The following is a 13,506-nucleotide window of genomic DNA, read 5'->3' as shown; positions in this document are numbered from 1 at the left end:
GCCGATCGGTACCGGCTTCTTGTTTGGTCCAGCTCGCGTCGGCCGCGCCCGGCGGCCCGCCGTCGAACGACCAGACCTGCGTGGCCCCGTTGTCCAGATGCATCGCGGTGGTCTGGCCCGAGCAGCCCACCGTCCGGTCCACCAGGCGATGGAAAGCGCGGTCGGCGGCATCGTTGGTGGCGAACACCCCGACGGCCTGTTTGACGAAGTGGGTCTGGTCGTTCGCCGCCGTCTGCGTGACGGCACCGTTGAACGACGCGAGGTCGGGGTCGTCGTACACCTCGGGCAGCCCGATGTCGGCCCAGTTGTTGCACACGGGGATGTCGACCCAATCCCCCTGGACCGGTCGGGTGAAGACCGACTCCCAGGCCATGGGTCCGCCGACGATGTTGCCGACCGAGCCCTTACCCAGGACGGCGTAGTTCACCACTCCCGGTTCCGACGGGTGGGCGGTCGCAACGGGAAGCGCGACCGCGCACTCGATGGCCAGGCCGATGGCGATCGCGGCGCCGCGAACCCGCATGGTCATTCCAGCGATCATGCCAGGACGCCGGGGTGTTGGTCAGCCCCCGTTGCCGCGCACTCCCTCTTCGACCTTTTTGCCGAGGTCGGGGTCGACGTTGCGCCAGTACTCGAACACCCGTGACAGCACCGGCTCCTTGACGCCCTTGGAGACGTGACCGATGATGTTGTGCGCCAAACGATCTCGGGCCGCATCGTCGAGGACGTCGCGGACCATGGTGCCAGCCTGCCCCCAGTCGTCGTCCTCGGGGTGCAGCGTGTACGCGGCGCGGACCATGTCGCCGTCCGCATGCCAGCGCACCTCGGCGGCGCGCGCCGGGTCGGCGTGCGGGCCACCGTACGAGTTGGGCGCGTACACGGGGTCGGACACGTTCTTGATCCGCATCGCGCCGTCCTTCGAGTAGCTGTTCACCTCGACCTTCGGCGTGTTCACGGGAATCTGCCGGTAGTTGGTCCCCAGGCGGGCGCGATGCGCGTCGGAGTAGGAGAACCCGCGGGCCTGCAGCATCTTGTCCGGGCTCAGCCCGGTGCCCGGCACGGTGTTGTTCGGTTCGAAGGCCGCCTGCTCGATCTCGGTGTGGTAATCGGTGACGTTGCGGTTCAGCGTCATCTTGCCGACGTCGATCAACGGGTAGTCGCCGTGCGGCCAGACCTTGGTCAGGTCGAACGGGTTGAACCGATAATTCCTGGCTTCCTCGTACGGCATGATCTGCATCTTCAGGGTCCAGCTGGGATGGTTCCCGCCCTCGATTGCCTCGTAAAGGTCGCGCTGGTGGTAGTCGCCGTCCTCGCCTGCCAGCCGGTCCGCGTCCTCCTGGGGCAGGAAGTCGATGCCCTGGTCGGTGATGAAATGGTATTTGACCCAGAAGATTTCACCGCCGGCGTTGATCCAGCTGTACGTGTGGCTGCTGTAGCCGTTCATCTGCCGCCACGACTTGGGGATGCCGCGGTCGCCCATCAGCCAGGTCACCTGGTGCGCGGACTCCGGTGAGAGCGTCCAGAAGTCCCACTGCATGTTGTGGTCGCGCAAATTCGTTGCCTGCATGCGTTTTTGCGACCGGATGAAGTGCTGGAACTTCAACGGGTCGCGCATGAAGAAGACCGGGGTGTTGTTGCCGACCAGGTCGAAATTGCCTTCGCTGGTGTAGAACTTCAGCGCGAAGCCGCGCGGGTCCCGCCAGGTGTCCGGGCTGCCGCGCTCACCGGCGACGGTGGAGAACCGGGCCAGCATCTCGGTCTTGGTGCCCGGCTGGAAGACCGCGGCCCTCGTGTATTTACTGACGTCGTTGGTGACCTCGAAGGTGCCGAAGGCTCCGCCGCCCTTCGCGTGCGGCTGCCGCTCCGGGATGCGTTCCCGGTTGAATTGGGCCATCTGCTCGATCAGGTAATGGTCCTGCAGCAGGATCGGGCCGTCGGGACCGATCGTCAACGACTGGTCGTCGCTGGGCGCAGCGATGCCGGCGTCATTGGTGGTGAAACGCTCCGTCATGTCGCTATCTCCTCTTTGCTGGGCTGCCCTTGGATATTGGCGACGAATACCCCTGCGCGCCAATAACTATGCGCTTTCTCTGGACCGCATCAAGATCGCACCGGTAGTTACGGGCGTGGTGCCGGCAGGGCGGGGGTCGGGCTGACAGCACTCGCCGGCGGCTGGCCGGGGCCGCTTAGGCCGGGTCCGCCGGGTCCACCCGGGCCGGCGGGCGGCATGGGCACGATCAACCCCGGCCCGCCGTAGCCCCACTGGCCGCTCGGACCGGGGCCCCACGGCCCGTTGCCCGGTCCGGGGCCGCCGCCCGGTCTGAACATCGGGCCGTGGTGATGGTGGCAGTGGTGGTAGTAGCCGTACACGAACGCGCCGACGAAGAAGACAGTCGAGATGATGAAGACGACGCCGGCCACGATGACCACCCACGCCGCGGCCGTGTAGAGCGCCGGCGGCTTCACGCGCTCCGCGGGTGGAGGCGCGGGTGCGGTGGTGGCGGCGGGAGTCGGCGGTGGCGTCGGTCCGGGTGTCTCGGTCATGCCTTCCAATATGCCCAGGCCCTCACGCGCTTAACAGGTCCGCCGCGGAAAACTTGCTGTGAATCGACACGCGGCGGCCGGTCGCCGGTGGCGAGACGACGCGCAGCCCGGCGCTCTCGCGAGCACCGGGCTGCTGGTTGTTCAGTGAGGTTGGGCTACGGCGTGCGGGACGGGGCGACCGACGTCGGGATCTGGCTCGGGCCGGGGGCGCCGGGCGTCGCCGCCCCGGGTCCGCCCTGCTGGATGCCGGCCGGTCCACCCTGCTGGGCACCCGGACCGCCCGGGCCGCCCATGCGGTGGGGGTGCATGAACGCCGCGTGGTGCTTGTGGTGGTGATGGCCGTGGTGGCCGCCGCGGTGGCCGAGGATGAAGCCGGTGAAGAAGATGACCGCGACGATGAACACGATCCCGGCGACGATGGCGACCCAGGCGGCGAGGTGGAAGACGCGTGCCGCCCGGTAGGGGGCTGTCGCTGCCGCGGCGGCCGCCGGGGCAGTTGCGGTCGACGACCGCGTGGTGGGGGTTTCAGATGTTTCACTCATGAGACAAATGATGAAGCCGTTAACAATAGTTGCGGCTATGCGTCACTTATGTAGCAGCTATGAGTGGGTCGGGCCTTAGCCGGGGTCGGGTTTGGGTGGGTTGGTGGCGAACTGAACCGCAGGCCACCGCCATGTCATCCCGGGAGTAATGCACGGTCGGCCAGCGCACCGATTACAGGTGCTAATACCCGAGCGTACTGAGGCGCCACATGAAATTCATTGTGGTACACGAGCGTATTGCCCACGATGGGCGGGCAGCGGTCGACGGCGCAGAACAGATCAATGAGGTCGGCGTATCGGCCCCCGACAGCATGGGTTGCTGCGCTCTCAGACGCGATGCCGGCTTCGTTAACCGCCTTCGCCCGGCGCAACGAGCAAGCCATCGCGTCATCGAGGTGGACAGACAGGCAATCGGGCACCATAGAATGCAAATCCGGAATTGGGCCGAGCACCAACACGTTGGCTCCGATGCCTCGCAACTCCTGCACAAGGCGGGTCAGGCTGTCGATCCACGCCTGGGCGTAAGCCGGAAAACCTGTCGCGAATTCGGGACCCACGCGTAGCATCCCCAAGGCGATCAGCCGCGGATGCTCATTCCTTAGACGCGCCATGATGTCACCGCGCCAGTGCTCGCACTCGGTGTACTTCCGGTGAAAAATGTTGATAGGCAGGTCGAGCATCGGGCAGGAGGCTTTGCTCAGGACCTCAAGCCGCCAGTGTCTCTGGCTCGCGACTTCTTGGAATGCCGGAGCCCACATTCCCGCGTTGGAGTCACCGACCAAGGCGACAGTGGTCGCTGAGGAGGTGTCCCCGGTCGCGCATTCGGGTTGAGCAACTTCCAAAAGGTTGAGCACACAACCCTTCAAGTCGGTGGTCGCCGGTTTGCCATACACCGCGTCAGCAAGCGGCGGATCTAGGTTCGACGGCACGGATTTCAGATCGACGGATGCTGCAACCGCAGCTCGCACTTGGGCGAATGTGTGTTCAACCGCCGCGTCGAACAAATCGACGTTTGAACCCGTGGGCGGAGAGCCCGCGGTGACCGTCAGCGTCGGGGCCGCCGGGCCCCGGCCGACCGGAGTAGGCACCAAGAACTGCAGCACCAAGCCCACGCAAACCGCAAGCACAGTAGCCGCACCGCCGACTGCAAGGCTCCGGGCGGCCGACAGGCGCACCCAATCGGCGTAGCGCAAAGGGTTCTCGATGAGGCGCAACGTCAGCACAGCCAGAGCGAAGGAGACGAGGAGCGCTGCCAGGCCATCCACGGGGCCCAGCGGGTGACCCAACAGAGGCGTTGCGAGCAACAGCACGGGCCAGTGCCACAGGTACCACGAGTACGACACCCGGCCGACCGCCCGCATCGGCGACAATGCCAGGAGGCGGCCACATCCCAGTGAGGGCGCGGCACAGCCCGCACCGATCACGAGCACCGTCCCAAAGACCGGCAGGAGCGCGGCGGTACCCGGATAGGGCGTGCTGCCGTTCAGCTTGCTGCACGCCAACATGATCAGGGCCAGACCGATCCATCCCGCGATTGCGGCCGGGATTGCCGCTAGTCGGCGCCACGCGGCTGTCGTCAGAGCCACCAGGCCGCCTGCAGCCAATTCCCACGCTCGGGTGTGTAGCGAGAAGAAAGCTACGGAAGGGGTAGCGGTAGTCGCCGCCAGCGAGAACGCAAAAGACACGGCACCCACAAACGCAAGCGCGAACACATAGGGAATTACTGACGACATGTGAGCTGCCAGCCGGGGGCGCCGACCTATGCGTCGAATTAACCACGCCGTACCGATTATCAGGGCCGGCCATACGAGGTAGAACTGCTCCTCCACGCCTAAAGACCAGTAGTGCTGGAATGGCGATGCTGGCCTGTTGCCAATTTGGAAGTAATCGACGCCTTGCTGAGCGAATCGGTAGTTGCTCACGTAGAGCGCGCTGGCGATGCCGTCCCCGATAACCGACTTCGCCTCAAACGGAGGCAGCAGTAGAGCCGAGCCAATCGCGGTAACGACGCCCACCGTGGCTGACGCCGGCAGGAGTCTGCGGGCCCGCGCACCGTAGAAACGGCCCAGCCGGACGGTCCCTGCACGGTCCACTTCGCGCCAAAGCAGCCCCGTGATCAAGAAGCCTGAGATGACGAAAAACACGTCCACACCGACGAACCCGCCACCCAACCCGGGCAGGTTGCAATGGAAAAGGACGACGGCCAAGACCGCGACGGCACGCAAGCCCTCGATGTCGTCGCGAAATCCCTTTTTTGCGCGCCGATCCCCTGTGGCGTCGGCAGCATTCTTCGCCGGTTCGACTGGGGTTTGCGCGGCAGCGGCCGGCGGCGGGAATGGATCGCGGGTGTCGTCTCTTGAGGTCATTGTCACCCTTCTTAGTCGTTTGCGTATTGTGCCCCAAGGCGAAGACGGCCGCCCTGATATCGCCACTCCGACTTGGGTGGAGCTCTGACGACCGTGGGGCGACGGTCATAGCGCACAGTGCCGAACGAAGCCTGCCCCTCATTGCGACCTCCGGCGGACGGACACCGCAAATCGGCACTCAGCTGGCGTCAGGCTTGAGTGGGTTGACCGCGAACTGAATCACCCGGTAGGGCGCGGCCACACGCGCGCGAGTGTCCCACTGGCTCACGAAGATTCGCAGCTCGTCGAGTGTGGAACCGGGCGAGATGTAACCGCCGTACGGTTGCGCGAGCCGGTTGTCATACGGGGGCGGCAGGCTCTCCGCCGGATCGGGCCACTCGTCGTGCTGCACCACCGTGGTGACCGGCGCGTCGCCCAGGGCGGTCGGGTCGTCGGCGACGCGGACCTCCATGTTGCCCGTGACGGCGTTGAAATAGGACAGCACCGCCTTTCCGTCGATTTGCCGGACGCACAACTCGCCCACCGCTTCCGGCCACAGCGGCGTGGGCGGCTTGCCCCAGCCGCCGCCCGGCCCGGCCGCCCACCCCTGCCACCGGGACCGGTCGGTGAACGATTGCGGGGTGGCCCGGTAGAGCACGACGGGGTTCCGGCGGGTGAAGCTGTCGGCCACGATGTACACCCAGCCGGTCGGCGAGTCCGCAGTGGGAATGGGGTCGTAGTAGCCGCTGATCTGCGTCTGCGAGCCGCCCTGGTAGGACGCGGGCCGGCGCGACCCGGGGATGGTCTGCCACCCGGCCCGCGCGGGCTCGGCCGTCACGAGCCGGGAGCTTTGCGGTTCCAGGTTTTTCGTCGTCGTCACCATCACGTAGTTGCGCCGGTTGATCTGCACCACCCCGGCCGGCAGCTGCGAGGCACCCGGCGGGGTCGGATCGGCCAGCAGCGGTTTGCTGACGCCGGTGACGCCGGTGTAGCGCACGCCGGCCGGATCGTCGACCGAGGCGCTGTCCACATGCAGCGCCACCGGCGCGTACCAACCACCGAACCCGACGCCCTGGCCAGCGAAGCTGTCGCCGCAGACCTGCAACAGTTCGGCGGGGAACTCCACGAACTCACAGAGGTCGGTCGCGCCGATGCCGTAGTCCCCGGTGGGCGTGCCGGTGCCGGCGGTCGGGCCGATCCGCACCACCTGGCCGGGCGCCAGCGGCTGCACGATGGGCTCGGGCGCGGGCGCCGGCGGATCGGCGTGGGCGAGCCAAACTCCTTGCGGGGCAATCAAAGCCAATGCAAGCGAGCACCGCGCGATCAGTCGGGTATGGGCGGTGCTCACCCGCTTCTCACAACTGGGCGGCCAGCAACTCGGCGATCTGGATGGTGTTCAGCGCCGCCCCCTTGCGCAGGTTGTCCCCCGACACGAACAGGGCCAGGCCGCGCCCGTCGGGCACGCCGGGGTCGTGCCGGATGCGGCCGACCAACGACTCGTCGACGCCCGCGGCCGCCAACGGCGTCGGCACGTCGACCACCTTCACCCCGGGCGCGCCGTCGAGCAGCTGCCGGGCCCGCTCGGGCGACAGCGGTCGGGCGAATTCGGCGTTGATCGACAGCGAGTGCCCGGTGAAGACCGGCACACGCACGCAGGTTCCGCTCACCGCCAGCTCGGGGATGCCGAGGATCTTGCGGCTCTCGTGCCGCAGCTTCTGGTCCTCGTCGGTCTCGCCGGAGCCGTCGTCCACCAGCGAGCCGGCCAGCGGCACGACGTTGAACGCGATCGGCGCGACGTAGGTCTTGGGCGCCGGGAACTCGGTCGCGGAGCCGTCGTGCACCAGCTGCTCGGCGTCGTCGATCACCGCGCGCGCCTGCGTGGCCAGCTCCTCCACCCCGGCCAGCCCGCTGCCGGACACCGCCTGGTAGCTCGACACCACCAGGCGCACCAGCTCGGCTTCGTCGTGCAGCACCTTGAGCACCGGCATCGCGGCCATCGTGGTGCAGTTCGGGTTGGCGATGATGCCCTTGGGCCGGCGGTGGGCGTCCCTGTCGAAGTTGACCTCCGACACCACCAGCGGCACGTCGGGGTCCTTGCGCCAGGCCGACGAGTTGTCGATCACGGTCACCCCGGCCGCGGCGAAGCGCGGCGCCTGCACCAGCGACATCGTCTTGCCGGCGGAGAACAGCGCGATGTCCAGACCGCTCGGGTCCGCGGTCGCGGCGTCCTCGACCTCGATCTCCTGGCCGCGGAATTCCAGCTTGCGGCCCTGCGAGCGGGCCGAGGCGAAGAACCGCACCGACGTCGCGGGGAAGTCCCGCTCGTCGAGCAACCTGCGCATCACCTGGCCCACCTGGCCGGTGGCGCCCACAACGCCTATTGACACGCTATTCGCGCCCATATCTACCTGCCCGTCCCCGCATACACCGTCGCCTTCTCGTCCCCGCCAAGCCCGAACGCCTCATGCAACGCAACGACGGCCTTGTCTAGTTCGGTGTCGCGGCACAGGACCGAGATGCGGATCTCCGAGGTGGAGATCAGTTCGATGTTGACGCCGACGGCGGCCAGGGCCTCACAGAAGGTCGCGGTGACGCCGGGGTGGCTGCGCATGCCCGCGCCGATCAGCGATACCTTGCCGATGTGGTCGTCGTAGAGCAGCTGGGTGAAGCCGATCTCGTCCTTGAGCGCGTTCAGCTTGGCCACCGCCGTGGGCCCGCTGTCGCGCGAGCAGGTGAAGGTGATGTCGGTCTTGCCGTCCTCCACCTTGGAGACGTTCTGCAGCACCATGTCGATGTTCACGTCGGCGTCGGCGACCGCCCGGAAGACCCGAGCCGCGTAGCCGGGGATGTCGGGGATGCCGACGACGGTCACCTTGGCCTCGCTGCGGTCGTGCGCGACTCCGGTCAGGATTGGGTCTTCCATGGCTATGTCCTTGATCGATCCGACGACGACGGTGCCGGGCTTGTCCGAGTAGGACGAGCGGACGTGCACCGGAATGTTGTAGCGGCGGGCGTACTCCACGCAGCGCAGCATCAGCACCTTCGCGCCGCAGGCCGCCATCTCGAGCATCTCCTCGAAGGTCACCTTGTCCAGCCGGCGCGCGTTGTGCACGATCCGCGGGTCCGCGGTGAAGATGCCGTCGACGTCGGTGTAGATCTCGCAGACGTCGGCGTGCAGGGCCGCGGCCAGGGCCACCGCCGTGGTGTCCGAACCGCCGCGCCCCAGTGTGGTGACGTCCCGGGTGTCCTGGCTGACGCCCTGGAAGCCGGCGACCAGCACGATGCGGCCCTCGTCGAGCGCGGCCTGCAGCCGCCCGGGGGTGACCTCGATGATCTTCGCGTTGCCGTGGGTGCCGGTGGTGATGACCCCGGCCTGCGAGCCGGTGAACGAGCGCGCCTCCGCGCCCAGCGATTCGATCGCCATGGCCACCAGCGCGTTGGAGATGCGTTCGCCGGCGGTCAGCAGCATGTCGAGTTCCCGCGGCGGCGGGGCCGGGCAGACCTGCTGGGCCAGATCCATCAGGTCGTCGGTGGTGTCGCCCATGGCGGAGACCACGACGACGACGTCGTTCCCCTGCTTCTTGGTCGCGACGATGCGTTCGGCGACACGGCGGATCCGATCGGCGTCGGCCACCGATGATCCGCCGTACTTCTGCACGACCAGCGCCACGTTATGTTTCCCGCAATCTTCCCGCCCTTGGGCATGTTCTAAGTCCACAACAGAATACGTGGCTGCACATAACGGTTTACGCCCCGATGCCGACCACCGCAGCCTGCGGTTTTGGCATGATTTTCGACGATTTTCCTCCCGGGCGCCAATCGCGGTAGAGTGCAGGGCGTGCAGCGGGTGCTCCTCCTCGGACGCCGCGACGGGGTCTGATCCAGACCGGCTTCCCGTCGCGGGTGTTCGCGATGCGCCGGTCTGAGGTTCCTTCTGACACCCCCGGAGCAACTACCGTGACTTCCAATCCCGACGCCTATACGTCAGCCCGATCGATCGTCAAACCCGCGGGCCCGCCGGGCCCCGGACAGCCCGCCTGGAATCCGCAGCGTGGTTCGGCGATGCCGGTCAACCGGTACCGATCCTTCGCCGAGGAAGTCGAGCCCATCCGCCTGGCCGACCGCACCTGGCCCGACCGCGTCATCGACCGCGCCCCGCTGTGGTGCGCGGTGGACCTACGCGACGGCAACCAGGCGCTGATCGACCCGATGAGCCCGACCCGCAAGCGCCGCATGTTCGATCTGCTGGTTCGCATGGGATACAAGGAGATCGAGGTCGGCTTCCCGTCGGCCAGCCAAACCGATTTCGACTTCGTCCGCGAGATCATCACCGACGGCGCCATCCCGGACGACGTCACCATCCAGGTGCTGACGCAGTGCCGTCCCGAGCTCATCGAGCGCACGTTCCTGGCGTGCGAGGGCGCGTCGCGGGTCATCGTGCACTTCTACAATTCGACGTCGATCCTGCAGCGCCGCGTGGTTTTTCGCGCCGACCGGGCCGCGGTGCAGGCGATCGCGACCGACGGCGCCCGCAAGTGCGTCGAGGAGGCCGCCAAATACCCTGGCACGCAATGGCGTTTCGAATATTCACCGGAGTCCTACACCGGAACCGAGCTCGAATACGCCAGGCAGGTGTGTGACGCCGTCGGCGAGATCATCGCGCCGACACAGGAGAACCCCATCATCTTCAACCTGCCCGCCACGGTCGAGATGGCCACTCCCAACGTCTACGCCGACTCGATCGAGTGGATGAGCCGCAACCTGGCCAATCGGGAATCCGTCATCCTGAGCCTGCACCCGCACAATGACCGCGGGACGGCTGTCGCCGCAGCGGAATTGGGCTTCGCGGCGGGCGCCGACCGGATCGAGGGCTGCCTATTCGGCAACGGCGAACGCACCGGCAACGTGTGCCTGGTGACGCTGGGGCTCAACCTGTTCTCTCGCGGCGTCGACCCCCAGATCGACTTCTCCAACATCGACGAGATCCGCCGCACGGTCGAATACTGCAACCAGCTTCCCGTCCACGAGCGTCACCCCTACGGCGGGGACCTGGTCTACACCGCGTTCTCCGGCAGCCATCAGGACGCGATCAACAAGGGCCTGGACCAGATGAAGGTCGACGCCGACGCCGCGGACACCGACGTCGAGGACATGCTCTGGCAGGTCCCGTATCTGCCGATCGACCCCAAAGACGTCGGGCGCACCTACGAAGCGGTGATCCGGGTCAACTCGCAGTCCGGCAAGGGCGGTGTGGCCTACATCATGAAGTCCGACCACGGCCTGGCCCTGCCGCGGCGGCTGCAGATCGAGTTCTCCCAGGCGATCCAGAAGATCACCGAGGGCGAGGGCGGGGAGGTCTCCCCGAAGGAGATGTGGGACGTGTTCTCCGAGGAGTACCTCGCCCCGGTGTGGCCGCTGGAGCGGATGAAACAGCGCGTCGAGGCGTCGGAGGAAGACAGCGGCACCACCACGGTCGCCGCGACCGTCAAGGTCAACGGCATGGAGACCGAGATCAGCGGCGTGGGCAACGGCCCGCTCGCGGCCTTCGTCCACGCGCTCGGCGGTGTCGGCTTCGACGTCGCGGTCCTCGATTACTCCGAGCACGCGATGAGCGCCGGCGACGACGCGCAGGCGGCGGCATACGTGGAGGCGTCGGTGAACGGCCGCTCCGTCTGGGGCGTCGGCATCGCGCCGTCGATCACCACCGCGTCGTTGCGCGCCGTCGTGTCGGCGGTCAACCGCGCGTCCCGGAAGTAACGCTCGGCGTCGAGGCCGCGGCGACGAAGTTGGGCTCGTCCCGGTTCAACTCGCACGCTCGTCGCGTCGATCACCGTCGCGGGCCCACCGGCGAACGATGCTCCGCGGCGGCTTGGGAAAATACGGCACGAGATGCCTCGTCCGTTCCGTGTCCTCGGTGAGATCGTGCAGCCGGGCGGTCAGCAAGTCCTTCATCAACAAGTGGCCCTGATCGGAACCGTCCGGCGATACCACCCGCAGCGGGCGGCCATCCGATTCCGCGAAGACATTCGCGGCATGCCGCAGCGTGGCCTTGCTGCCCACCGTGCCACCCGCCGGGGCGGGTGGCGGCCCGGAGCGCATCACTTCGGCGACCAGGAACGCCTCCAGCGGGTCGGTCGTGTAATCACGCGTCAGATGCATTCCGCTGCGTGCAATCTTCTCGGTGAGCACCGAGCGGGCGAGTAGCAACGCGGATATCGCGTAGGCAGTGATCGTGGCGATGACCACCGGCAGCATCGCCGGCCAGGCGCGAGTGAGTTCGAGGGTGAACATGATGGCCGCCAGGGGAGCCCGCATGATGCCGCAAACGACGGCGGCCAGGCCCAGCATCGCCCAGAATCCCGGATACACGTGCGGAAACCAGTGCCCGACGAAGGCTCCGAGCGCGCTGCCGATCATGAACACGGGGGCGAATACACCGCCCGATGTTCCCGAACCCAGCGACAGCGCCCAGATCGCGGTTTTCACCACGAGGATGCCCACGATCAGCGACAGCCCGGCGCGCCCGGTGAGAAGTGCGTCGATCACGTTGTAACCGACGCCGAGAGCGCGCGGTTCAATCAGTCCGCCCGCGCCGATGATCAGGCCGCCGATCGCCGGCCACCACATCCAGTGAATGGGCAGGCGCGGGAAGGCGTTCTCGGCCCAGTAGACCAGGTGCGTCACCGAGATAGCGAGTGCAGCGCCGGCCAGTCCGACGCATACCGCCAAAGCGTCGATGGACCAATGGATTTCAGCTACATGCGCCTCGACCGGGAATACCGGCGCGGTGCCCAGGATGAACAAGCGCACCACGGTGGCCATCGCTACCGCACTCGCGACGGGGACCATGCTCCGCGGCCGCCATTCGAAGAGCAGCAATTCGACGGCCAGCAGGATGGATGCCAGTGGTGCGTTGAAGGTGGCCGCGATGCCCCCGGCGGCGCCGGAGGCCAGCAGGATCTTTCGCTCGTCTGCGGTCAGATGCAGGAATTGAGCGACAACGGAACCCATGGCCCCGCCCGTCATCACGATCGGCCCCTCCGCGCCGAACGGGCCGCCGGTACCGATGCTGACGGCCGCTGAGATCGGCTTGAGCACAGCAACTTTGGGCTCGACGCGGCTGCTGCCGGTGAGAATCACTTCGATGGTCTCAGGCATGCCGTGACCACGTACCTGATCGGATCCGTACCGCGCCATCAGGCCGATGACCAAACCGCCGGCTATCGGCGCACCCAGAATCAGCCACCACGGATGGTGGTTTGCCGCCGGCGACACCAGAGCATCCGAAATACGTTGATAAAAAACAAGATTAGTGACCAAACCGATGAGCTTCAACAGACACCAGGCCACCAGTGCTGACAGGGCGCCGATGACTATCGCGATGCCCGTGATTGGAATTAACCGCCGATCGACGTTGAAGTCGGCTAACCGTCCACTCACTACAAAGAATTCCTCACCGATCCGATCGATGCATCAACTCTCGACCGATTCCCCAGAACGCAACTCGCAGGACACGATTCGCGTCCTGCGGTGATCCGCTGAATCGTAACAACTCCGCGCGCCGTCGGCGCGCTCAACGGCCAAGGCATTGCTGGGAGTTAGGGCTGAATTCGCTGGCGTCCGCCTGTTAAGCGTCCCGTCAGCGCAGCAGGTCGAGCGTCAGAACAATGCGAGCTGCTCGTCGACCGTGGTGGTGTCGGTGAACTCCTCCATGCTGGTGCCGCCCACGACCGCGCGGATGGAGTCCATGAACTGCGCGTCGGAGACCACCGGCACCCCGAGCTGCTTGGCCAGGTAGCCCTTGCCCTGATCCGGGGCGGGGTCATTGCAGACCACCAGCGAAGTCTCGCCGTCGACGGCGTCGGTATAGGCCAGCCCGGCGTGCAGGATGCGTTCGACCAGTTCCTCGTGGGTGCGGCCGACCTCGGCCGCCAGGGCCACCCGCATGCCCTGCACCAGCGGCCGCCCGGACACGTACAGCCCGGGATTGAGATACGGGCAGGGCATCCGCGAGGCCAGCACCTTCAACGGGCGCAGCTCGTCGTGGGTGACGCGGCCGTTGGGCCACCGTCGCC

Annotated in this window: 11 protein-coding genes; 1 reads left to right on the top strand and 10 read right to left on the bottom strand. The window is 66.8% G+C overall.

What is annotated here, in order from left to right:
- From A9X03_RS19755 to A9X03_RS19720, 8 genes are all read right to left on the bottom strand, one after another.
- The coding region (locus tag A9X03_RS19755) for a sensor domain-containing protein (RefSeq protein WP_156746607.1) at nucleotides 1–523 on the bottom strand (523 nt) is incomplete at its 3' end.
- Nucleotides 524–562: 39 nt separating this feature from the next.
- The gene (locus tag A9X03_RS19750) at nucleotides 563–2,011 is read right to left on the bottom strand and encodes a catalase (RefSeq protein ID WP_068262556.1); all 1,449 of its coding nucleotides are present in this window, start codon (nucleotides 2,009–2,011) and stop codon (nucleotides 563–565) included.
- Nucleotides 2,012–2,118: 107 nt separating this feature from the next.
- A complete protein-coding gene (locus A9X03_RS19745; RefSeq protein ID WP_067784481.1) occupies nucleotides 2,119–2,544 on the bottom strand; it encodes a hypothetical protein in 426 nt (141 codons plus the stop codon).
- A gap of 155 nt (nucleotides 2,545–2,699) precedes the next feature.
- The gene (locus A9X03_RS19740; protein ID WP_067784484.1) at nucleotides 2,700–3,086 is read right to left on the bottom strand and encodes a hypothetical protein; all 387 of its coding nucleotides are present in this window, start codon (nucleotides 3,084–3,086) and stop codon (nucleotides 2,700–2,702) included.
- Between the two features lie 134 nt (nucleotides 3,087–3,220).
- Nucleotides 3,221–5,452, bottom strand: a complete 2,232-nt coding sequence (locus A9X03_RS19735; protein WP_082974540.1) for an acyltransferase family protein — start codon at nucleotides 5,450–5,452, stop codon at nucleotides 3,221–3,223.
- A gap of 178 nt (nucleotides 5,453–5,630) precedes the next feature.
- The gene (locus A9X03_RS19730) at nucleotides 5,631–6,779 is read right to left on the bottom strand and encodes a DUF4185 domain-containing protein (RefSeq protein WP_068262554.1); all 1,149 of its coding nucleotides are present in this window, start codon (nucleotides 6,777–6,779) and stop codon (nucleotides 5,631–5,633) included.
- 7 nt (nucleotides 6,780–6,786) lie between these two features.
- Complete coding sequence (locus A9X03_RS19725) at nucleotides 6,787–7,833, bottom strand: aspartate-semialdehyde dehydrogenase (protein WP_068262551.1); 1,047 nt, start codon at nucleotides 7,831–7,833, stop codon at nucleotides 6,787–6,789.
- Between the two features lie 2 nt (nucleotides 7,834–7,835).
- Nucleotides 7,836–9,101 carry an aspartate kinase gene (locus A9X03_RS19720; protein WP_068262548.1) on the bottom strand — a complete coding sequence of 422 codons (1,266 nt, stop codon included), beginning with the start codon at nucleotides 9,099–9,101 and terminating at the stop codon, nucleotides 7,836–7,838.
- Between the two features lie 242 nt (nucleotides 9,102–9,343).
- On the opposite strand from A9X03_RS19720, the gene leuA reads away from it, so the two are divergent.
- A complete protein-coding gene (gene leuA / locus A9X03_RS19715; RefSeq protein WP_197696108.1) occupies nucleotides 9,344–11,188 on the top strand; it encodes a 2-isopropylmalate synthase in 1,845 nt (614 codons plus the stop codon).
- Between the two features lie 45 nt (nucleotides 11,189–11,233).
- Here leuA and A9X03_RS19710 read toward each other — a convergent pair whose 3' ends face one another.
- Together A9X03_RS19710 and A9X03_RS19705 are read right to left on the bottom strand one after the other, a co-directional pair.
- Nucleotides 11,234–12,706, bottom strand: coding sequence for a chloride channel protein (locus tag A9X03_RS19710; RefSeq protein ID WP_231972849.1), 1,473 nt, complete (start codon nucleotides 12,704–12,706; stop codon nucleotides 11,234–11,236).
- A gap of 384 nt (nucleotides 12,707–13,090) precedes the next feature.
- Nucleotides 13,091–13,506: BRCT domain-containing protein (locus A9X03_RS19705; RefSeq protein WP_369831396.1), on the bottom strand; the 416-nt coding region annotated here is incomplete at its 5' end.

This window comes from Mycobacterium sp. E1715 (genome assembly GCF_001667625.1).
Lineage (GTDB): Bacteria > Actinomycetota > Actinomycetes > Mycobacteriales > Mycobacteriaceae > Mycobacterium.
Note: the sequence above shows the minus strand (reverse complement) of the source record. Positions and strands in the feature narration are given on the sequence as shown.